Origin of the sequence: Enterobacter cloacae complex sp. GF14B (assembly GCF_004136805.1) — a bacterium.
GTDB classification, from domain to species: Bacteria; Pseudomonadota; Gammaproteobacteria; order Enterobacterales; family Enterobacteriaceae; genus Enterobacter; species Enterobacter hormaechei_C.
This window is the reverse complement of record NZ_QFRV01000024.1, coordinates 1-21,390: the sequence shown is the minus strand read 5'-3', so window position 1 is coordinate 21,390 and position 21,390 is coordinate 1. Positions and strand designations below refer to the sequence as shown.

At 56.5% G+C, this 21,390-nt stretch carries 21 protein-coding genes; 11 read left to right on the top strand and 10 right to left on the bottom strand.

Annotated elements, in window-relative coordinates:
- Window positions 1-11: 11 nt before the first annotated feature.
- The 3 genes from DD606_RS10515 to qseB form a co-directional block, all read right to left on the bottom strand.
- A complete protein-coding gene (locus tag DD606_RS10515) occupies window positions 12-593 on the bottom strand; it encodes an NAD(P)H-dependent oxidoreductase (RefSeq protein ID WP_032607911.1) in 582 nt (193 codons plus the stop codon).
- Between the two features lie 103 nt (window positions 594-696).
- Window positions 697-2,046, bottom strand: coding sequence for a quorum sensing histidine kinase QseC (qseC, locus tag DD606_RS10510; RefSeq protein ID WP_129258598.1), 1,350 nt, complete (start codon window positions 2,044-2,046; stop codon window positions 697-699).
- A complete protein-coding gene (gene qseB, locus DD606_RS10505) occupies window positions 2,043-2,702 on the bottom strand; it encodes a quorum sensing response regulator transcription factor QseB (RefSeq protein ID WP_023323747.1) in 660 nt (219 codons plus the stop codon). The genes qseC and qseB overlap by 4 nt, the downstream gene beginning before the upstream one ends.
- Window positions 2,703-2,841: 139 nt before the next feature.
- Here qseB and DD606_RS10500 point away from each other — a divergent pair, with 139 nt between their 5' ends.
- From DD606_RS10500 to DD606_RS10480, 5 genes are all read left to right on the top strand, one after another.
- Window positions 2,842-3,243, top strand: a complete 402-nt coding sequence (locus DD606_RS10500; RefSeq protein ID WP_003862501.1) for a YgiW/YdeI family stress tolerance OB fold protein — start codon at window positions 2,842-2,844, stop codon at window positions 3,241-3,243.
- 118 nt (window positions 3,244-3,361) lie between these two features.
- Entirely contained in the window at window positions 3,362-5,620 is a 2,259-nt protein-coding gene (gene parC, locus DD606_RS10495) for a DNA topoisomerase IV subunit A (RefSeq protein ID WP_003862499.1), read from the top strand.
- A 162-nt stretch (window positions 5,621-5,782) separates the two neighbouring features.
- The gene (gene plsC / locus DD606_RS10490; protein ID WP_003862497.1) at window positions 5,783-6,520 is read left to right on the top strand and encodes a 1-acylglycerol-3-phosphate O-acyltransferase; all 738 of its coding nucleotides are present in this window, start codon (window positions 5,783-5,785) and stop codon (window positions 6,518-6,520) included.
- 61 nt (window positions 6,521-6,581) lie between these two features.
- On the top strand, window positions 6,582-7,994 hold the full coding sequence (gene ftsP, locus DD606_RS10485) for a cell division protein FtsP (protein WP_003862496.1): 1,413 nt from the start codon (window positions 6,582-6,584) through the stop codon (window positions 7,992-7,994).
- A 130-nt stretch (window positions 7,995-8,124) separates the two neighbouring features.
- Window positions 8,125-10,290 (top strand): YgiQ family radical SAM protein, encoded by a 2,166-nt coding sequence (locus DD606_RS10480; protein WP_003862495.1) that lies wholly within the window; start codon window positions 8,125-8,127, stop codon window positions 10,288-10,290.
- 95 nt (window positions 10,291-10,385) lie between these two features.
- On the opposite strand, the gene dkgA is transcribed toward DD606_RS10480, so the two are convergent.
- Together dkgA and yqhD are read right to left on the bottom strand one after the other, a co-directional pair.
- On the bottom strand, window positions 10,386-11,213 hold the full coding sequence (gene dkgA / locus DD606_RS10475) for a 2,5-didehydrogluconate reductase DkgA (protein ID WP_003862493.1): 828 nt from the start codon (window positions 11,211-11,213) through the stop codon (window positions 10,386-10,388).
- A gap of 105 nt (window positions 11,214-11,318) precedes the next feature.
- A complete protein-coding gene (gene yqhD / locus DD606_RS10470) occupies window positions 11,319-12,482 on the bottom strand; it encodes an alcohol dehydrogenase (RefSeq protein WP_003862492.1) in 1,164 nt (387 codons plus the stop codon).
- Window positions 12,483-12,677: 195 nt separating this feature from the next.
- On the opposite strand from yqhD, the gene DD606_RS10465 reads away from it, so the two are divergent.
- Window positions 12,678-13,577 (top strand): AraC family transcriptional regulator, encoded by a 900-nt coding sequence (locus DD606_RS10465; protein ID WP_032660319.1) that lies wholly within the window; start codon window positions 12,678-12,680, stop codon window positions 13,575-13,577.
- Between the two features lie 43 nt (window positions 13,578-13,620).
- Here the strand turns inward: DD606_RS10465 and yghB are convergent, their stop codons facing one another.
- Window positions 13,621-14,280, bottom strand: coding sequence for a DedA family general envelope maintenance protein YghB (gene yghB, locus DD606_RS10460; RefSeq protein ID WP_003862486.1), 660 nt, complete (start codon window positions 14,278-14,280; stop codon window positions 13,621-13,623).
- A 142-nt stretch (window positions 14,281-14,422) separates the two neighbouring features.
- Window positions 14,423-15,610, bottom strand: a complete 1,188-nt coding sequence (gene metC, locus DD606_RS10455) for a cystathionine beta-lyase (RefSeq protein ID WP_003862484.1) — start codon at window positions 15,608-15,610, stop codon at window positions 14,423-14,425.
- A gap of 251 nt (window positions 15,611-15,861) precedes the next feature.
- On the opposite strand from metC, the gene exbB reads away from it, so the two are divergent.
- Both exbB and exbD read left to right on the top strand, forming a co-directional pair.
- Window positions 15,862-16,593, top strand: coding sequence for a tol-pal system-associated acyl-CoA thioesterase (gene exbB / locus DD606_RS10450; protein WP_003862482.1), 732 nt, complete (start codon window positions 15,862-15,864; stop codon window positions 16,591-16,593).
- 4 nt (window positions 16,594-16,597) lie between these two features.
- Window positions 16,598-17,023 (top strand): TonB system transport protein ExbD, encoded by a 426-nt coding sequence (gene exbD, locus DD606_RS10445; protein ID WP_001251472.1) that lies wholly within the window; start codon window positions 16,598-16,600, stop codon window positions 17,021-17,023.
- Between the two features lie 80 nt (window positions 17,024-17,103).
- Here the strand turns inward: exbD and DD606_RS10440 are convergent, their stop codons facing one another.
- Window positions 17,104-17,529, bottom strand: coding sequence for a hypothetical protein (locus tag DD606_RS10440; RefSeq protein WP_060580269.1), 426 nt, complete (start codon window positions 17,527-17,529; stop codon window positions 17,104-17,106).
- 1 nt (window position 17,530) lies between these two features.
- Window positions 17,531-17,935 carry a hypothetical protein gene (locus DD606_RS10435; RefSeq protein ID WP_003862477.1) on the bottom strand — a complete coding sequence of 135 codons (405 nt, stop codon included), beginning with the start codon at window positions 17,933-17,935 and terminating at the stop codon, window positions 17,531-17,533.
- Between the two features lie 102 nt (window positions 17,936-18,037).
- On the opposite strand from DD606_RS10435, the gene DD606_RS10430 reads away from it, so the two are divergent.
- Complete coding sequence (locus tag DD606_RS10430) at window positions 18,038-18,541, top strand: ESA_00282 family adhesion-associated protein (RefSeq protein ID WP_003862475.1); 504 nt, start codon at window positions 18,038-18,040, stop codon at window positions 18,539-18,541.
- A 43-nt stretch (window positions 18,542-18,584) separates the two neighbouring features.
- On the top strand, window positions 18,585-19,073 hold the full coding sequence (locus DD606_RS10425) for a TIGR00645 family protein (RefSeq protein WP_003862473.1): 489 nt from the start codon (window positions 18,585-18,587) through the stop codon (window positions 19,071-19,073).
- Window positions 19,074-19,131: 58 nt separating this feature from the next.
- Here the strand turns inward: DD606_RS10425 and DD606_RS10420 are convergent, their stop codons facing one another.
- Window positions 19,132-20,172, bottom strand: coding sequence for an aldo/keto reductase (locus DD606_RS10420; protein WP_032610129.1), 1,041 nt, complete (start codon window positions 20,170-20,172; stop codon window positions 19,132-19,134).
- A gap of 152 nt (window positions 20,173-20,324) precedes the next feature.
- On the opposite strand from DD606_RS10420, the gene DD606_RS10415 reads away from it, so the two are divergent.
- Window positions 20,325-21,390: Tar ligand binding domain-containing protein (locus tag DD606_RS10415; RefSeq protein ID WP_129258596.1), on the top strand; the 1,066-nt coding region annotated here is incomplete at its 3' end.

Genomic DNA, 21,390 nt, shown 5'->3' with positions numbered 1-21,390 from the left:
CAGGCTACCAGTTAAGCAAAAATTTCCGCGAGATGCTTGCGATATTCTGCGATATAGCGCGGGACGTCCGGCATTTTAATTACGTCGTTGACGATAAAGGTCGGCAGCGGCTCCATTCCCAGGAACTGATTCGCCTTGTGGAACGGCAGATACGCGCCGTCTACGCCCACGCCTTCGAAGAACTGATCTTTCTCGGTGAAGGCTTCCAGCGGCGCGTTCCAGGTCAGGGAGAGCATATATTTTTTGCCCTGAATCAGACCGCCAGAACCGTATTTTTTAGACGCATCTGAACGGGTGCGGCCGTCGCTGGCATACAGCGAACCGTGACCTTCGGTAAACACATCGTCCATGTATTTTTTCACGGTCCACGGTGCGCCCATCCACCAGCCCGGCATCTGCCAGATCACCACGTCGGCCCACAGGAAGTTCTGCACTTCGGCCTTCACGTCGTAATCGCTGTCCGCGCGCACGACCTTAACATCATGTCCGGCGTCGCGCAGGAAACCATCCGCGACCTCGGTCAGGGTGTCATTGAGCTGGCCTTTAGAGTGCGCAAATTCTTTCGCGCCGTTGATAATCAGAATGTTGCTCATTATTTGTCCTCGATGATGAGAGTATGCCGGGTATTCTACGCGCGAGGACGGAGCGGAAAAATAAGCAAAATGTGCAAAGTCTTTTGCGCTCAGCGCAATAATCTTACCAGCTGACGGTCACCGCAAAACCCCCTTCCGGCGCATTGCCCAGCGAGACGCGCATCCCGTGCAACGCCGCGATACGCTTGACGATAGACAACCCCAGACCGCTGCCAGTGGCGTCCTGGCCCGGTGGACGATAAAAGCGCTCGCCGAGACGCGTCAGCGCATCGGTTGAAATGCCCGCGCCGTTGTCGCACACGGTAAAGCTTTGGGTGTTCAGCGTCACGTCCACCACGCTGCCGCGCGGGCTGTAACGAACGGCGTTGTCCAGCAGGTTTCGCGCCAGCAGACTCAGCAGTAGCGGCTGTCCGTGACGCATCACCTCGGGCGCATTAACGTTGAGCCGAACATCAATGCCCGCCTGCTGCGCCGGATGCCAGATATCCAGCACCGCAGATTGCAGCAAATCGGCCATCATCACGGGTTCGACGTCATCAAGATTATCCAGTGAATCCAGGCGCGACAGAGTGAGAAGCTGGTCCACCAGTCGGGAGGCGCGGTCGATGCCTGCATGCAATTGCCCCAGCGCTTTAGACTGCGCCCCGGGATCGTCAAGGGAAAGCTGCGCCACGTCGGTTTGCACCTTCAGCGCGGCCAGCGGGCTGCGCAACTCATGGGCGGCATCCGAGGTGAAGCGACGCTCGCGGGCCATCATCTCCTGCGTACGGGCGAAAAGATGGTTAAGCGCATCAAGCAGGGGGCGAACCTCCGTCGGCACGCCGTGGGTGGGCAGCGTATCGGTCGCATCCGGGGAGCGCGAGCGCAGGGTCTGCGCCAGCTTTTTCAGCGGTTTCAGTTCCCGGCTCAGCAGAACAATCAGCAACAGCAGCATTATGGGCAGCGCCACCAGCCACGGCGTCAGCTGCGAGCTGACCACGTCCAGCGCCATATCCTGTCGGTACTCCCACTCCTGGCCAACCACCACGCGGTATTTCCCGTCCGGAGAAGTCAGCCACAGGAAACGCCATTCGTCGTTGTCATCCTGCAACCGACCGTCATCAAACCCGTCCCGGCGGTAGAGGTAAGGTATGTCGCGCCCGTTTTCGCCGTCGTTAAGCACCATGCTGCCGTCGGCGGTGAAGATTGCGAAGGCCAGCGCATCGTCGTCAAGATGGCCGTGTTTGGCTTTTTTCGGCACCTCGCGCATGCGTTCCGGGGCGCGAAGTTCGTCCACGTCCATCGTCAGCAGCCGTTTGGCAAACAGCATCTGCTGGGTATCGAACAGCTTATCGAGCTTGTCGGTCGTCTGGTGCCAGGCCACCACGCTTGCGGCAAACCAGGCCGCCAGGGACAGCAGCAAAAAGAGGAGCGTCAGGCGCAGCTTCAGGCTCAGGCGTTGGGTCAGTTTCATGCGTCACCCAGGGTATAACCGATGCCGTGCACGGTGCGGATAAAGTCGCTGCCGAGCTTGCGGCGTAAATGATGAACGTGGACTTCGACAGCGTTGCTGGAGACGTCATCATCCCAGTTGTAGAGCTTCTCCTCGATGGCCTTGCGCGGCAGCACGCGGCCCGCGTTGCGCATCAGCAGTTCCAGCAGGGCGAACTCTTTGGGTTTGAGCACCAGCGTTTCGCCCTCCAGCGTGGCGACAAGGCTTGCCGGATCGAGCGTGACCTTGCCGTGACGCAGCTCGCTGCGCGCCTGCCCGTGGCTGCGGCGTACCAGCGCTTCCAGACGGGCCGCCACTTCAATTAGCGCGAACGGCTTACACAGGTAATCATCCGCCCCCAGGCGTAACCCTTCGACGCGCTGATTCAGCGCATCCCGCGCGGTCAGGATCAGCACCGGTTCGCTCTTTCCGCTTTCGCGCCAGGCGCGCAGGATCTCAAGCCCGTCGATTTCCGGCAGCGTCAGATCAAGCACCACGGCATCATACGGCGCGGTGTACAGGGCCGCCTGCCCGGTTTTCCCGTCGGTAAACCAGTCCACGTTAAAGCCCATTTTGCTTAAGCCCGCTTTGATGCCGTCGCCAATGAGCTTGTCGTCTTCTACCAGTAAAATGCGCATATTTCCTCCTTGATGCCGTCAGTAAACCTTCTGCAAGCGCCTGCTGTACAGTAAAAATAAATAAATTTTCCCCTTAAGAAGTTGTTAAGGTTTACCCTGTTTAATGGATTGTGAAACGACATTAAAGGGAGAGATAAAGATGAAAAAATTCGCTGCAATTGCTGCCATCATGATGATGACCACGGCCCCTGTCTTTGCTGCACAGGGTGGCTTCTCTGGCCCATCTGCGACACAGAATCAGACGCAAACCCAGCAGGGTGGCTTTGTCGATAACAACGCCAACCTCACCACCGCGGCTAAAGTGAAAGACCTGAAGGACGATGCCTGGGTGAAGCTGCGCGGGAACATTACCGAGCGCCTGTCCGATGACCGTTACACCTTCCGCGATGAAAGCGGCACGGTGGTGGTGGAGATCGACCACAAGCGCTGGAACGGCGTGACGGTGACGCCCCAGGATAAAGTCGAACTCCAGGGTAAAATCGATAAAGACTGGAACGAGTTTGAAATCGACGTGAAGCAGGTTATCAAGCTGAACAAATAACCCGGAAAGGGCCGCATGAGCGGCCCTTTTTCTTTGTGACTCAACTCGCCAGATGAGGTAGTATCTGCGGCAATATTGCCTGAAACCCATCGGTTTCTGAGTTGAGGAATCACACGTAATGAGCGATATGGCAGAGCGCCTCGCGCTACATGAATTCACGGAAAACGCCTACCTGAACTACTCCATGTACGTCATCATGGACAGGGCGTTGCCGTTTATCGGGGATGGCCTGAAGCCCGTTCAGCGCCGCATCGTCTATGCGATGTCCGAACTGGGGCTGAACGCTACCGCCAAGTTCAAGAAATCCGCCCGTACCGTCGGCGACGTGCTGGGTAAATACCATCCGCACGGCGACAGCGCCTGCTATGAAGCGATGGTGCTGATGGCCCAGCCGTTCTCTTATCGCTATCCGCTGGTGGATGGCCAGGGGAACTGGGGGGCGCCTGACGATCCGAAATCCTTCGCGGCGATGCGTTATACCGAATCTCGCCTGTCTAAATATGCCGAAGTGCTGTTGGGCGAGCTGGGGCAGGGTACGGTCGACTGGGTGCCAAACTTCGACGGTACGATGCAGGAGCCGAAAATGCTGCCTGCGCGTCTGCCGAACATCCTGCTGAACGGCACGACCGGTATCGCCGTGGGCATGGCGACGGACATTCCGCCGCACAACCTGCGTGAAGTGGCAAAAGCGGCCATCACCCTGATTGAGCAGCCAAAAACCTCGCTGGACGATTTGCTGGATATCGTGCAGGGGCCGGACTATCCGACTGAAGCCGAGATCATCACCTCGCGTGCGGAAATCCGCAAAATCTACCAGAACGGCCGCGGCTCCGTGCGCATGCGCGCGGTGTGGAATAAAGAGGATGGTGCCGTGGTGATCACCGCGCTGCCGCACCAGGTCTCCGGTGCGAAGGTGCTGGAGCAGATCGCCTCCCAGATGCGCAATAAAAAGCTGCCGATGGTGGACGACCTGCGCGACGAATCGGACCACGAAAACCCGACCCGTCTGGTGATTGTGCCGCGTTCTAACCGCGTGGACATGGAGCAGGTGATGAACCACCTGTTCGCCACTACCGATCTGGAAAAAAGCTACCGCATCAACCTGAACATGATTGGTCTGGACGGTCGTCCGGCGGTGAAAAACCTGCTGGAGATCCTTACCGAATGGCTGGCCTTCCGCCGCGATACGGTGCGCCGTCGTCTGAACCATCGCCTGGAAAAAGTGCTTAAGCGCCTGCATATCCTCGAAGGTTTGCTGGTGGCGTTCCTCAACATTGACGAAGTGATCGAGATCATTCGTACCGAGGATGAACCTAAGCCTGCCCTGATGTCGCGCTTTGGCATCAGCGAAACCCAGGCCGAAGCGATCCTCGAACTGAAATTGCGCCATCTCGCCAGACTGGAAGAGATGAAGATCCGCGGTGAGCAGAACGAGCTGGAAAAAGAGCGCGATCAGCTTCAGGCGATTCTGGCGTCCGAGCGCAAGATGAACACCCTGCTGAAGAAAGAGTTGCAGGCCGATGCCGACGCCTTTGGCGACGACCGACGTTCTCCGCTGCACGAGCGCGAAGAGGCGAAGGCGATGAACGAGCACGACATGCTGCCGTCCGAGCCGGTGACCATCGTGCTTTCCCAGAGCGGTTGGGTGCGTAGCGCCAAAGGCCACGATATCGACGCGCCGGGTCTGAGCTACAAATCCGGTGACAGCTTCAAGGCGGCGGTGAAGGGCAAGAGTAACCAGCCGGTGGCGTTCATCGACTCCACGGGCCGCAGCTACGCCATCGACCCGATCACGCTGCCGTCTGCGCGCGGCCAGGGCGAACCGCTCACCGGTAAGCTGACGCTGCCGCCGGGTGCCACGGTTGAGCATATGCTGATGGAAGCCGACGATCAAAAACTGCTGATGGCGTCTGATGCGGGCTACGGCTTTATCTGTACCTTCAACGATCTGGTGTCGCGTAACCGTGCCGGTAAAGCGCTGATTAGCCTGCCGGATAACGCACACGTCATGCCGCCGCTGATCATCGAGAACGAAAGCGACATGCTGCTGGCGATCACCGCTGCCGGACGTATGCTGATGTTCCCGGTCAGCGATTTGCCGGAGCTGTCGAAAGGCAAGGGCAACAAGATCATCAGTATCCCGTCAGCGGAAGCGGCAAAAGGCGAAGATAGCCTCGCGCATCTCTTCCTGCTGCCGCCGCAGAGCACGCTGACCATTCATGTCGGCAAGCGTAAAATCAAACTGCGTCCGGAAGAGTTGCAGAAGGTGGTGGGTGAGCGCGGACGTCGCGGCTCACTGATGCGCGGCCTCCAGCGAATCGACCGCGTGGAGATTGACTCGCCGGCGCGCAGCAAAGCGGACGACAGCGAAGAGTAACCTGTTTCATCCCCCTCTTTCCGGAGGGGGTATTACCATAAAATTTCCCGTAAAAACGTTGTTAATTCGTGCGTTGCGATTAACAATACGCGCTCGTAATAAAGTCCTTACCTGGCCACAGGTGAAGTATAATTGTCAGCTGTCAGGGCTTCAGAGGTCGCTATGCTATACATTGTTCGTCTCATTCTTACCGTTATTTATTGCATTCTGGTCTGTATTTTCGGATCGATTTATTGCCTGTTCAGCCCGCGTAACCCAAAGCATGTCGCGACGTTTGGCCACATGTTTGGTCGTCTTGCGCCGCTGTTTGGCCTGAAGGTTGAAAAGCGTCTGCCTGAAGGGGCGGAGAATTTCGGTAACGCCATCTATATCGCTAACCATCAGAACAACTACGATATGGTGACGGCCTCAAATATTGTTCTTCCGCCGACCGTAACCGTGGGCAAAAAAAGCCTGCTGTGGATCCCCTTTTTCGGCCAGCTGTACTGGCTCACCGGTAACTTGCTGATTGACCGCAACAACCGCGCCAAAGCGCATGGCACTATTGCGGAAGTGGTGGATCAGTTTAAAAAGCGCCGGATTTCCATCTGGATGTTCCCGGAAGGGACGCGCAGCCGTGGTCGCGGCCTGCTGCCGTTCAAGACCGGCGCGTTTCATGCTGCAATTGCGGCTGGCGTTCCAATTATTCCCGTGTGTGTTTCCAATACATCGAATAAGATTAATCTTAACCGTCTGAATAACGGACTGGTCATTGTCGAAATGCTGCCGCCGGTAGATACCTCTAAATACGGTAAAGACCAGGTGCGCGAGCTGGCCACGCACTGCCGCGAGCTGATGGCTCAGCATATTGCGCAGCTCGATAAAGAAGTTGCAGAGCGAGAAGCCGCCGGTAAGATTTAACCCGGTGTCGTGTAAGGGAAAACGAATTCCCGCGTTGTTAGTCGTTTCAGATGGAGCTTATATGTCACTCAGTCGGCGTCAGTTTATTCAGGCTTCGGGTATCGCCCTTTGTGCGGGTGCGATACCGCGGACAGCCAGCGCCGCCGGGCAGCAACAGCCGCTGCCTATTCCGCCGTTGATTGAATCCCGTCGCGGGCAGCCGCTATTCCTCACGCTTCAGCGTAGCCACTGGTCCTTTACCCAGGGAACGCGCGCGCAGGTATGGGGCATTAACGGACGCTACCTCGGGCCGACCATTCGCGTGTGGAATGGCGATGACGTTAAGCTCATCTACAGTAACCGTACGACGGAAAATGTCGCGATGACCGTCAGTGGTTTGCAGGTGCCGGGGCCGCTGATTGGCGGCGCGGCACGCATGATGTCGCCGAATGCCGACTGGGCGCCCGTCCTCCCGATTCGTCAGAGCGCGGCGACATTGTGGTATCACGCCAATACCCCGAACCGCACCGCCCAGCAGGTCTACAACGGCCTGGCCGGAATGTGGCTGATTGAAGATGAGGTCAGTAAAACGCTGCCGATCCCGAATCACTACGGCGTCGATGATTTCCCGATCATTATTCAGGATAAGCGACTGGATAACTTTGGTACCCCGGAGTACAGCGAGCCGGGCAGCGGTGGCTTTGTGGGCGATACGCTGCTGGTTAACGGCGCGCAAAGCCCGTATGTCGAAGTGTCTCGTGGCTGGGTGCGCCTGCGTCTGCTGAATGCCTCTAACTCGCGCCGCTACCAGTTGCAGATGAGCGACGGCCGCGCGCTGCACGTGATTTCAGGCGATCAGGGGTTATTACCTGCGCCGGTGTCGGTGAAGCAGCTGGCGCTGGCGCCAGGCGAACGTCGTGAAATCCTCGTGGATATGACCAACGGGGATGAAGTGTCCGTGACCTGCGGCGAAGCGGCAAGCATTGTTGACCGTATTCGCGGCTTCTTTGAACCGTCGAGCGTGCTGGTCTCCACGCTGGTGCTGACGCTGCGCCCGACCGGCCTGTTGCCGCTGGTGACCGACAGCCTGCCGATGCGCCTGCTGCCGCAGGAAATTGTGACCGGCCCGGCAGTACGCAGTCGCGATATCAGCCTTGGCGACGATCCGGGCATCAACGGCGCGCTGTGGGACGTAAACCGTATTGATATCACCGCCCAGCAGGGAACCTGGGAGCGCTGGACCGTCCGCTCGGAGATGCCGCAGTCGTTCCATATTGAAGGGGTGTCATTCCTGATCCGCAACGTCAACGGGGCGATGCCGTTCCCGGAAGACAGGGGCTGGAAAGATACCGTCTGGGTGGATGGCCAGGTCGAACTGCTCGTCTACTACGGCCAGCCTTCCTGGCCGCACTTCCCGTTCCTGTTCCACAGCCAGACCCTGGAGATGATGGACAGGGGATCGGTAGGGCAGATGCTGGTGAATCCGGCACCGTAAAACACTTTCTCCCTCTCCCTGTGGGAGAGGGTTGGGGTGAGGGCAACAGCCCGCACAATACCCCTTCATTTCCCCCGGTAAACCAGCGTATAATCCCGCTCCTTTTGTCTATTTTTTCTTCGGAAGCATTATGAGCGCTATTTCCCTGATCCAGCCGGATCGCGACCTCTTCTCCTGGCCCCAGTACTGGGCAGCCTGCTTTGGACCGGCGCCGTTCCTGCCGATGTCCCGGGAAGAGATGGATCAACTGGGCTGGGACAGCTGCGATATCATTCTGGTGACGGGCGATGCGTATGTCGATCACCCGAGCTTTGGCATGGCGATCTGCGGCCGTATGCTTGAAGCCCAGGGCTTCCGCGTGGGGATCATCTCCCAGCCTGACTGGAACAGCAAAGACGACTTTATGCGTCTGGGCAAGCCGAACCTGTTCTTCGGCGTGACCGCGGGCAACATGGACTCCATGATCAACCGCTACACCGCCGACCGTAAGCTGCGCCATGACGACGCTTATACGGCTGACAACGTGGCGGGTAAACGTCCCGACCGCGCGACCCTCGTCTACACCCAGCGATGCAAAGAAGCATGGAAAGACGTGCCGGTGATCCTGGGCGGCATCGAAGCGAGCCTGCGCCGTACCGCACACTATGACTACTGGTCCGACACCGTGCGCCGTTCGGTGCTGGTGGATTCGAAAGCCGACATGCTGATCTTCGGTAACGGTGAGCGTCCGCTGGTAGAGGTGGCACACCGTCTGGCGCAGGGCGAAGCGGTCAGCGAGATCCGCGACGTGCGCAACACCGCGATCATGGTGAAAGAGGCGCTGCCGGGCTGGAGCGGGGTGGATTCCCGCATTATCGATATGCCGGGCAAAATCGATCCTATCCCGCATCCGTACGGTGACGATTTGCCGTGCGCGGATAACAAACCGGTTGAGCCAAAAAAAGCGGAAGCAAAGGCCGTGGTGGTGCAGCCGCCGCGTCCGAAGCCGTGGGAAAAAACCTATGTGCTGCTGCCGTCCTACGAAAAAGTAAAAAGCGATAAAGTACTCTACGCCCACGCGTCGCGCATCTTACACCATGAAACCAACCCCGGCTGCGCGCGAGCGCTGATGCAAAAGCACGGCGAGCGCTATATCTGGGTTAACCCGCCGGCGATCCCGCTCTCTACCGAAGAGATGGACAGCGTGTTTGCTCTGCCGTACAAGCGTGTACCGCATCCGTCATATGGCAGCAGCCGCATTCCGGCGTACGAGATGATTCGTTTCTCGATCAACATCATGCGCGGCTGCTTCGGCGGGTGCTCCTTCTGTTCGATCACCGAACACGAAGGCCGTATTATTCAGAGCCGTTCCGAAGAGTCGATTGTTAACGAGATCGAAGCCATTCGCGACACGGTGCCGGGCTTTACCGGTGTGATCTCCGATCTGGGTGGTCCAACGGCCAACATGTACATGCTGCGCTGTAAATCGCCGCGCGCCGAGCAGACCTGCCGTCGTCTCTCCTGCGTCTATCCGAGCATTTGCGAGCATATGGACACCAACCACGAGCCGACGATCAACCTTTACCGTCGCGCCCGTGACCTGAAAGGCATCAAGAAGATCCTGATCGCCTCCGGCGTGCGTTACGACATTGCGGTGGAAGATCCGCGCTACATCAAAGAGCTGGCGACGCACCACGTTGGCGGTTATCTGAAGATCGCCCCGGAGCACACCGAAGAAGGCCCGCTGTCCAAAATGATGAAGCCGGGCATGGGCAGCTATGACCGCTTTAAACAGCTGTTTGATACCTATTCAAAACAGGCGGGGAAAGAGCAGTATCTGATCCCATACTTCATCTCCGCACACCCCGGCACCCGTGATGAAGACATGGTGAATCTGGCGCTGTGGCTGAAGCAGCGTCGATTCCGTCTGGATCAGGTGCAGAACTTCTACCCGTCGCCGCTCGCCAACTCGACGACCATGTATTACACCGGCAAAAACCCGCTGAGTAAGATTGGTTATAAGAGCGAAGACGTGGTGGTGCCGAAAGGGGATAAACAGCGCCGTCTGCATAAAGCGCTGCTGCGCTATCACGATCCGAAAAACTGGCCGCTGATCCGTCAGGCGCTGGAAGAGATGGGGAAAAAGCACCTGATCGGCTCGCGTCGTGATTGCCTGGTGCCTGCGCCAACGCTGGAAGAGATGCGCGAAGCGCGCCGCCAGAACCGCAACACGCGCCCGGCGCTGACCAAACATACCCCGATTGCGCATCAGCGTTCGAATGGTGTTGCGGGAACGAAGAAGAACGTAAAACGTTAGACCGGTTAAACCTGTAACAATACCCGGTGGCGCTGCGCTTACCGGGTCTACAGGTCTAACCCTCTCCCCTCCGGGGAGAGGGCAGGGTGAGGGGATTACCCGCCAAACTGATCCGGGTCCGGCCCAAGCCGCTTGCCCTGATCCAGCTTCGCAATTTCACCCAGCTCGTCTTTATCCAGGCGGAAATCCCAGACGTCGAAGTTCTCGGCGATACGCGATGGCGTGACCGATTTCGGGATCACCACCAGACCGCTATCCAGATGCCAGCGAATGACGATCTGCGCCGGGGTTTTACCGTACTTATCCGCCAGTTCACGGATGATTTTCTGGTCAAACACCCCTTCGCCGCCCTGGGCCAGCGGGCTCCAGGATTCGGTCTGGATCTTGTGCGTGGCGTTCCATGAATGAAGCTGGCGCTGCTGCATCAGCGGGTGCAGCTCAATCTGGTTAATCACCGGCGCGACGCCCGTTTCATCAATCAGGCGTTGCAGATGATGAACCTGGAAATTACAGACGCCGATGCTTTTTATCAGCCCCTCTTTTTGCAGTTCAATCATCCCTTTCCAGGCATCAACGTAATGGTCGATAGCCGGTACCGGCCAGTGCATGAGATAAAGATCGACGAAATCGAGCTGGAGTTTCTCCAGACTCTCCTGCAACGCTTCGCGGGGACGCTTTTGATCGTCGTTCCACAGCTTGGTGGTGATGAAAAGCTCATCCCGGGGAACGCCGGCGCTGGCAAGCGCTTTTCCCACGCCGTCCTCGTTTTTATAGGCGGCGGCGGTATCGATGGACCGATAGCCGACTTCCAGGGCTTTATGAATGGCGGAGACGACCTCGTCGTTACCGGCTTTCCATACACCTAGCCCCAGCTGGGGCATCACGTTGCCGTCCTGTAGCTTGATTACGGTTTGGTTTGCCATTTTTCCTCCTTCAGGTGCTCATCGCCGGAGGGAACCTCCGACGATGTGATGTGCATTAAGTCTGGACGAAATGTCAAAAAACGAAAGTCAGGATCCTAAAAACGCTTAGCGTGCCGCTTCGTAAATACGACGGCTGACGTCAAGGGTGATGTCGCCATGCTCGCCGATCTGCGTCATACCGTGTGCTTCCAGTTTCGCCAGCAGGGCAGGGATGGAGCTGCCGTCCAGGCCGTAGCCAGAGAGACGCGTTGGCACGCCCAGGCTTTCAAAGAAGTGACGGGTGGCTTCAATCGCGGCATCGATACGCGCATCGTCGGAACCGTCGGTGATGTTCCACACGCGTTCGGCGTACTGGAGCAGTTTGGCGCGTTTAGCGTCACGTTTTTCGTTCCACAGCGCAGGCAGAACCACCGCCAGCGTCTGGGCGTGATCCAGGCCGTGCATCGCCGTCAGCTCGTGGCCGAGCATGTGGGTAGCCCAGTCTTGCGGCACGCCTGCGCCGATCAGGCCGTTCAGCGCCTGGGTGGCTGCCCACATCACGTTGGCACGCACGTCGTAGTTTTCAGGCTCTTTCAGCGCTTTCGGACCTTCTTCAATCAGCGTCAGCAGAATGCCTTCCGCGAAACGATCCTGAATTTTGGCGTTTACCGGGTAAGTAACGTACTGCTCAACGGTGTGAACAAAGGCGTCGACCACGCCGTTCGCCACCTGACGCGCAGGCAGGGTATAGGTGTAAACCGGATCGAGGATCGCGAACACGGGCTGAACGTGTTCGTTCATAAAGGCCTGCTTGTCACCGGTGGTTTTACGGGAGATGACCGCGCCTTTGTTGGACTCTGATCCGGTGGCCGGCAGCGTCAGCACGGAGCCCATCGGGATCGCACTGCTGATGTCGCTGCCGCCCGTTTCCAGAATATGCCACGGGTCGATGCCGTCAGCATAATGGGCCGCCGCCGCGATGAATTTGGTGCCGTCCAGCACGGAACCGCCGCCCACCGCCAGCAGGAAGGTGATCTGCTCCTCGCGGGCGATTTTTACCGCGTTCATCAGCGTTTCATAAGACGGGTTAGGCTCGATACCGCCGAACTCGCGCACGTCCAGACCTTCCAGAGCGCTGTACACCTGATCCAGTACGCCGGTTTTTTTCACGCTGCCGCCGCCGTAGGTAATCAGGACGCGGGCGTCCGTCGGGATTTGCGCGCGCAGGTCAGCGATAGCGTTTTTACCAAACAGAATGCGGGTTGGGGTATGAAGATTAAAGTTGTTCATGGCTTGTTCCCTGTAGTGGGTAAAAAATCGTGGTGGCGCAGAAGGCAACCTGATGCTGCTCATTGTGGCGGGCAGGCGCTATCCTCTCAATGCACATTCCTGCCGATGTCTTGCCCATTTCTACAGCGCGCTGGAGAAACGGTAAGAAAATGCGCACACTGTCAGTGTCGGAAACCGTACCCGGAGTAACTGAAAATGAACCGTGATGCCATCTGCCGCCAGCTAACGTCGCAGATTAAAAGACTGATAGATAACGGAAATGATTCGGCTGAGCTGTTGCCGGATATCCGATTGCTCTACGGTACCCAGCCCGGCACGCGCACCCCGGTGATGTATCAGCCCGGCATCGTGTTTCTCTTTTCTGGCCATAAGATTGGCTATATCAATGAGCGCGTGTTCCGTTACGACACCAATGAATATCTGCTTCTGACAGTACCTTTACCCTTCGAATGTGAAACTTTCGCGACAGAGGAGGTACCGCTGGCCGGGATCCGCGTCAACGTCGACATCCTCCAGTTGCAGGAGCTGCTGATGGATATTGGGGAGGACGAACTTTTCCGGCCGTCGATGGCGGCAAGCGGTATCAACTCCGCGACCCTATCGGAGGAAATTCTCTGCGCGATTGAACGCCTGTTAGACGTGATGGAAAGGCCTCTGGATGCGCGTATTCTCGGAAAGCAGATTATCCGCGAAATTCTTTACCATGTGCTGCTCGGGCCGGGCGGCGGGGCGCTGCTGGCACTGGTAAGCCGCCAGACGCACTTTAGCCTGATTAGCCGCGTGCTCAAGCGCATTGAGAGCCAGTACACGGAAAACCTCAGCGTTGACCAGCTGGCGGCGGAAGCCAATATGAGCGTCTCGGCGTTTCACCATAACTTTAAATCCGTCACCAGCACGTCGCCGTTGCAGTACCTCAAAACCTACCGTCTGCATAAGGCGCGCATGCTGATGATCCACGATGGCATGAAGGCCAGCGCCGCGGCGATGCGGGTTGGGTATGAAAGCGCGTCGCAGTTTAGCCGGGAGTTTAAGCGCTACTTCGGCGTCACGCCGGGGGAAGATGCGTCGCGCATCAGAACGATGCAGGGCGCTTAGGCTTTTGATTCTCTCCCCGCGGGAAGAGAATCAGGATGGGGTATCAGGCGCTGCAATACTTCTTCTTAATCACCACCGCGATTGTGCCGACCAGGCCCGCAACCAGCAGGAATATCGGCAGCACCATCAGGAACGTCATCACCTGGTCTTCATGGCGCTTAACAAACGGGATCATGTTCAGCGCGTAGCCGAGCGTGGTGACCACGCCCACCCAGAGCAGAGCGCTCAGCCAGTTGAAGAACTGGAAGCGGCGGTTAGGGAGGCCTGAAATACCCGCCATGGTAGGCAACAGGGTGCGAACAAACGCCAGAAAACGCCCGGCAAGTAACGCCAGCAGGCCGTGGCGGTCAAACATGCAGGTGGCGCGCTGGTGATATTTATGCGGCAGCTGTGCCAGCCAGCCTTTCACCACGCGGGTGTTTCCAAGCCAGCGCCCTTGCAGGTAGCTCAGCCAACAGCCGAGACTGGCCGCAGAGGTGAGGATCACCATTGTCGGTGCGAAGTCCATCACGCCCTTGCCGATTAACGCCCCTGCGAGCAGGAGCAGGCTGTCACCGGGTAAAAATGAGGCTGGCAGTAGTCCATTCTCCAGAAACAGCGTCGCGAACATCACGAAATAGACAATCCCGACGACATGCGGGTCCGCCAGCGCGGCAAAATCGTGTTGCCAGAGCGCCGTGATGATATTTTGAATAACAGCCATGGACTTTCCTGTGGAACAGCAGATATAACGCTATTGTACTCCCAATTTTGCCTGTCGGGGTTGATCGCAGGCGCATCTCATACAGACTTTTCTGCTTGCGGTGTTCAGAATTGCGTCCGGGGAGTACATTTCAGTCAGCACTTTACACGATGCGCTCAAATCCTGCCGATAAATCCGCAATTAAATCGTCCACATTTTCCAGCCCGATATGCAGGCGGATTAAGGTCCCTTCGAAGTCCACCTCGCCGCCCGGGCGCAGGGCCGCAATCTGCTCCGGCTGGTTGGGCAGGATCAGCGATTCAAACCCACCCCATGAATAGGCCATGCTGAAGAGGGTAAAGTTATCCAGATAGCTTGCCAGTTCGGCGTCATTCAGGCGCTTTTTAAGTACAAATGAGAACAACCCGCTGCTGCCCGTAAAGTCACGTTGCCAGTATTCATGGCCTTTGCTGCCCGGCAGCGCCGGATGGTTAACGCGCTCCACCTGCGGATGCAGCGCCAGCCACTGTGCAATTTGCAGGCTGCTTTCGTGATGCTGACGCAGACGCACGCCGAGCGTACGGATGCCCCGGCTGGTCATGTAGGCGGTATCGGCATCCACCATCTGGCCCATCAGGTAGGCGTTTTCACGCAATTGATCCCAGCAGCGGGCGTTAGATACCGCCGTACCGATCATGCCGTCGGAATGGCCAATCAGGTATTTGGTCGCCGCTTGAATGGAGATATCGATGTCAAATTCCAGGGCTTTAAACAGCACACCTGCCGCCCAGGTGTTGTCGATCATGATGATCGCTTCCGGCGCTATGCTGCGCACCGCCTTCACGATGGCCGGGACGTCATGCACTTCCATGGTGATGGAGCCGGGAGATTCCAGGAACACAACGCGCGTGTTGGGCTGAATAAGCCCGGCAATACCGGCCCCAATCAGCGGATCGAACCAGCTGGTGGTGACGCCGAGCTTGCTGAGTATTTTGGTGCAGAAGTCCTGGCTTGGCTCGTAAGCGGTATTGGTCATCAGGACGTGGTCACCCTGTTCCACAAACGCCAGAATGGTATTGGCGACCGCCGCCGCGCCGCACGGGAACAGCGCGCAGCCCGCGCCGCCCTCCAGTTCGCACATGGCTTCCTGCAACGAGAAATGGGTTAACGTGCCACGACGACCGTAAAATAGCCCGCCCTTCGCGCGATTACGCGTAGCGATTTTTTTATCTTCAACGGTATCAAACACCAGCGAGGAGGCGCGCTGGATCACGCTGTTGACCGAGCCCTGAGTGTATTTCTTACTGCGTCCTGCCTGCACCAGCGTGGTCTCAAGCTGCTTTTTAGTCATGTTCGCTAACCCTATCTTTATACGTCTGGACGTCCAGACTACCACGATTGTCAGAATGTGCATCCGGATGCTTATCGAATAAGCAGAAAATATTATCAAAAATTCGCATAAGAAATTTTTACTGCGTAAGCGCAAGGAAAGTGAGCGAAAATTACGGCACTATGTAAATACTAATGAGAACTACTATCAATTCGACGACGTTTTGATATTATTACGTTCAGATTTTGTGATTTGCGTCCTGGAGATACAGAGTGGGTAATAATTTGATGCAGACGGATCTCTCCGTTTGGGGCATGTATCAACATGCTGACATCGTAGTTAAGATTGTGATGATCGGCCTGATTCTGGCGTCCGTGATCACCTGGGCTATCTTCTTCAGCAAGAGCGCCGAACTTCTTTCACAAAAACGCCGCCTCAAGCGTGAGCAGAAGCAGCTGGCGGAAGCCCGTTCTCTGGATCAGGCTTCTGATATCACCTCATCCTTCCATGCGAAAAGCCTGACTACCCTGTTAGTGAACGAAGCGCAGAACGAGCTGGAACTCTCCGCAGGCAGTGAAGATAACGAAGGCATTAAAGAGCGTACCGGCTTCCGTCTGGAGCGTCGCGTTGCGGCCGTGGGTCGTCATATGGGCCGCGGTAACGGCTACCTGGCGACTATCGGCGCTATCTCCCCGTTCGTCGGCCTGTTCGGTACCGTCTGGGGCATCATGAACAGCTTTATCGGTATCGCCCAGACGCAGACCACTAACCTTGCGGTCGTCGCGCCGGGTATCGCAGAAGCGCTGCTGGCAACGGCTATCGGTCTGGTTGCCGCTATCCCGGCGGTTGTTATCTATAACATCTTCGCGCGCATGATTGGCAGTTACAAAGCCACACTGGGTGACGTTGCCGCGCAGGTTCTGCTGCTGCAAAGCCGCGATCTGGACCTGAACGCCAGCGCCGTTAAACCGGTTCATGCGGCGTCCAAACTGCGCGTAGGTTGATTGTATGGCAATGCGTCTTAATGAAAATCTGGACGATAACGGTGAAATGCATGAGATCAACGTGACGCCGTTTATCGACGTCATGCTGGTTCTGCTGATTATCTTTATGGTTGCCGCACCGCTGGCGACGGTGGACGTGAAGGTGAATCTGCCTGCGTCCTCCAGCCAGCCGCAGCCGCGTCCGGAAAAGCCTATCTACCTGTCCGTGAAGGCCGATAAGTCCATGTTCCTGGGCAACGATCCGGTAACGGATGCCTCGGTTATTCCGGCGCTGGACCAGCTCACCGGCGGCAAGAAAGACACCACCGTCTTCTTCCGCGCGGATAAAACCGTCGATTATGAAACCATGATGAAGGTAATGGACACGCTGCATCAGGCGGGCTACCTGAAGATTGGTCTGGTCGGCGAAGAGAAAGCGGCCGCGAAGTAAAACGAAGGCTCTTGCAGCCTTGCCTGCCGGGTGGCGGCGTCGCCTTACCCGGCCTGCATTCCGCAACAATCATTGTTGTCTCACTCTGAAGGCGCCGTCGGCGCCTCTTCATCAAGCGCCACACAGGTCACGTTTGATGTACGGTAATTGCCTTCCGAGAGTTTACGGGTCAGGCGCAGGGTGGCTGTCTCGCGTGCCAGCAGGTACTGATAGTTCGCCTCCAGTCGCCCGAGGATCTTCTCTTTAAGCTCAGGACGCTGCTCAATAATGGCGTTCATCACTGCGCCGTATATCTCCTCCTTGGCCTGCAAGGCGTAAATCTCCCGACGGTTCTGCCATTTCAGGCGTACCAGCGTGGCCGGAATCGAAACCAAATCCTGCGTAATTCGCGTCATCTCGTCATTTTTTATCTTTTTCAGGGCGCCGAGATTCTGCTTTAAGATAAATTCATCGCTTTTTTTATCATCTAAAGTCAAATAAACGTTATTACCGCTATCATCATTCACGTTAATCTTCCCCCAGGTTATAAAAGATGGGATTGTTTTTTTCACGCGTAATTAAATTAAGCCAAATTTCATTGCCGGCTTCATTTATTTGCTGCGTTTTCTCGACCATTATTTGACTTAGCGTCTGGGCGTCTATTTCCCCTTCGGCCTGTAAATCATTCAGCAGATGAACTAAGGCTTCAATCTTGATCGCGCGAAATAAACGCTCTTTTAAATGGCGATCGTGCTCTTCCAGCACCATATTACGGGATTTGCCAGTGCGTGAAACACCAATTAATATGTCGGCTTCATAGTCGGAGAGTTTTCTTTTTCCTTGAGTGAAATTCGCCTCTTTATCTGCTTCCGTCGAAGGCTGTTCCACAAGCGTAATGTGGTACTTTGCCGGGACAAGATTGTCGGGCAGCATTTTAATTTCCTTTAATTTCAAAAGGGTGGGATTGGAAAAAGGGTGAGATTCGTTGACAATATCATGAGGCAATTTTAAAATCAAAAAAAATGGAGCCTACCCATGAACAGCATTTTCTTCACGGTCATAACGTTACTATTACTGACCGCTGGCGTGCTTTTATTGATGCAAGAGTTCAATAAAACGAAAGTGTCAAAAGACGTCAGTGAACCGCCGCAGCCTGAATTGATGTCGAAAGAGGAGGGGGAAGATCATTTCTCCGTATTGATGAACGCCGTGACGCCGGTCTGGTACTGGCGAGTAAATCACGAATATATCGATTTCCTCCATGCGACAATTAAGCGAATGAAAATGGCCGAAATTAATGATACGCCCGGCCTGTTCGACGCGCAGCGCCGCTGTAGCGACCTTAATTCGGCGGTCTATAAATATTACGACAATATCAAAAAGCGCTGTCTGAATGGCGAGAAGGTGTCGTACTCCGATTTAGATGTATTAAATCTGCGCCAGTGTTTTCGTGAGTTTAGCCTGGAAGCCTACCCGGAACTGGTCGCGCTGGTCTGGCCGGAGTATGCGCGTCCGGATGTAGATCCCAACGAGGTATAGTTGAGATATACTCAGCGCTGGTTTCGTTTGCAGACAGGATTTTATGGAACGCTTCTTTGAAAACGCAATGTATGCCTCTCGCTGGCTGCTCGCACCCGTCTATTTTGGTCTCTCCCTGGCGCTGGTCGCCCTGACGATTAAGTTCTTTCAGGAGATATTCCACGTCCTGCCAAACATTTTCTCCGTGGCAGAAGCCGATTTGATTCTGGTTCTACTGTCGCTGGTAGATATGACGTTGGTGGGAGGATTACTGGTGATGGTGATGTTCTCCGGTTATGAGAATTTCGTCTCTCAGCTTGATATCGCCGAGCACAAAGAAAAGCTCAGCTGGCTGGGGAAAATGGACGCCTCATCGCTGAAGAATAAAGTCGCGGCGTCGATTGTTGCAATTTCGTCTATTCACCTGTTACGCGTCTTTATGGACGCGAAAAACGTCCCGGATAATAAGCTGATGTGGTATGTGATTATCCACCTGACGTTTGTGCTGTCGGCGTTTGTGATGGGGTATCTGGATAAGATCAGTAAGAAATAAATTCACCACGCCCCCTCTCCCTGTGGGAGAGGGGGCGTGGTAAGGGCAGCAGGCCGCACTATTTATCCGACGACGCCTGCCACAAATTCAGCTCACCATCCGCAACGTGCTGGTCAATCCGCATCAGTTCATCTTCGCTAAAGCGCAGGTTATTCAGCGCCTGAACGTTCTCTTCCAGCTGCTCCGGGCGGCTCGCGCCAATCAGTACCGACGTTACACGCTCATCTTTCAACAACCAGCTTAGCGCCATCTGCGCCATCGTCTGCCCGCGCGCGTGCGCCATCTCGTTCAGCAGACGAAGGCTGCTCAGGTTGGCTTCCGTCAGCATTTTCTCCGTCAGGCCGCGCACTTTTTTCCCTTCGCGCTGCATACGTGAACCGTCCGGAATGCCGTTCAGGTATTTTCCGGTGAGCAGGCCCTGTGCCAGCGGGGTAAAGGCGATACAGCCCGTTCCGTTTTTCTCCAGCGCGTCCAGCAGGCCGGTCTTGTCGACCCAGCGGTTAAGCAGGTTGTAAGACGGCTGGTGGATCAAAAGCGGGATCTTCCACTCGCGCAGCAATTTGGTCATCGCCGCCGTGCGTTCCGTGGAGTAAGACGAAATGCCGACATACAGCGCTTTTCCGCTCTGCACCGCGTGTGCCAGCGCGGCGGCGGTCTCTTCCATCGGCGTGTTTTCGTCTACGCGGTGAGAATAGAAAATATCCACATACTCCACACCCATGCGGTTCAGGCTCTGGTCGAGGCTGGCGAGCAGGTACTTACGTGAACCGCCCGAACCATACGGTCCTGGCCACATGTCGTAGCCCGCTTTGGTGGAGATGATCAGCTCGTCACGATACCCGGCAAAATCCTCCCGCAGCAGACGGCCAAAATTCTCTTCAGCGCTGCCCGGAGGGGGGCCGTAGTTGTTGGCAAGATCAAAGTGGGTAATGCCGAGATCGAAGGCCTTACGCAGCAGCGCGCGCTGGGAATCGAGCGGCTGAACGTGACCGAAGCTGTGCCACAGGCCCAGCGACAGTGCCGGTAAGCGCAGGCCGCTTTTGCCGCAGTATCGGTACTGCATGTTTTCGTATCGGCCGGTGTAAGGGTGCCAGGACATGATGTCTCCTTTCTTGTCGGTGAATTTTCGAAACAACGTTTTCATTCTATGCCGACTCGATAACGAAAAAAGTATATTTTCTACAGTATCTGCCGATAACGAGGGGAGTACTCGCCTCTGGGCGAATTCACCCTCACGGCAAGGAATACTCAATGAAGATGCTTCGTAATTTCACCATCCGTTTCGTCATGCTGACGATACTGGGGATCTTTTGTGTCATGTGGGCAGGCGTGGGGCTTTACAGCACCTGGTCTCTGTCTCGTGTTTCTGATGGTAATGACGTTGACCGCCAGCTGGTCCGGCAAATGACGGTGCTGAGCCAGGGCAACGATCAGTATTTCCGTTTCGTCACCCGCCTGAGCCGGGCAATGGAAGTTAAAGCGGCGGGCGGCACGCCGGACCTGGCTCCTGCTCAGCAGGCGCTGGATAACATGAGTAAAAAGCTGGCAGAGATGAAAGCTATCTCCCCGGGCCCGATGGATGAAAAGGTGTCTGCGCAGGTGATTTCCACCTGGCAGGCGCTGCTCGATCAGGGCGTTACACCGCAGATGGCGCAGGCGAAGCAGGCGACGCTCGAAGGCTATCGTCAGCATGCCAACAACGTCACGCCGCCGCTAAGCCGTGCATTCGGGTCAGCGGCTGAGAACTTTAACAATACCGCGGCGAAGGCGCACGACAGCACGCGCGTGGTGGTCGACGGCCTCACCAGCATGACCCGGACGGTAATTATCACCGCCACGATCGTGGGTCTGCTGATCCTGCTGTTCACCGACCGCTACCTGGTGGCGATACTGGTAAAACCGCTGGATCGTATCCGTCAGCAGTTCCGCCAGATTGCGCAGGGCGACCTCAGCCAGCCGATTGAATCTTTGGGCCGCAACTGCGTGGGGCAACTGGTACCGCTGCTGAGTGCAATGCAGGACAGCCTGCGGGAGGCGGTCAGCACGATTCGTTCCGGCAGCGAGAATATCTGGCGCGGGGCAACGGAGATCTCCAGCGGGAATAACGATCTTTCTTCGCGTACCGAAGAGCAGGCCGCCGCGCTGGAAGAGACCGCGGCCAGCATGGAGCAGCTTACCGCAACGGTGAAGCTGAACGCCGAAAGCGCGCGCCAGGCCAGCCAGCTTGCGGATGTCGCCTCCAGCACGGCCAGCCGCGGCGGGTCGCTGGTGGAAGATGTGGTTACGACCATGAGCGGCATTTCGGACAGCTCGAAAA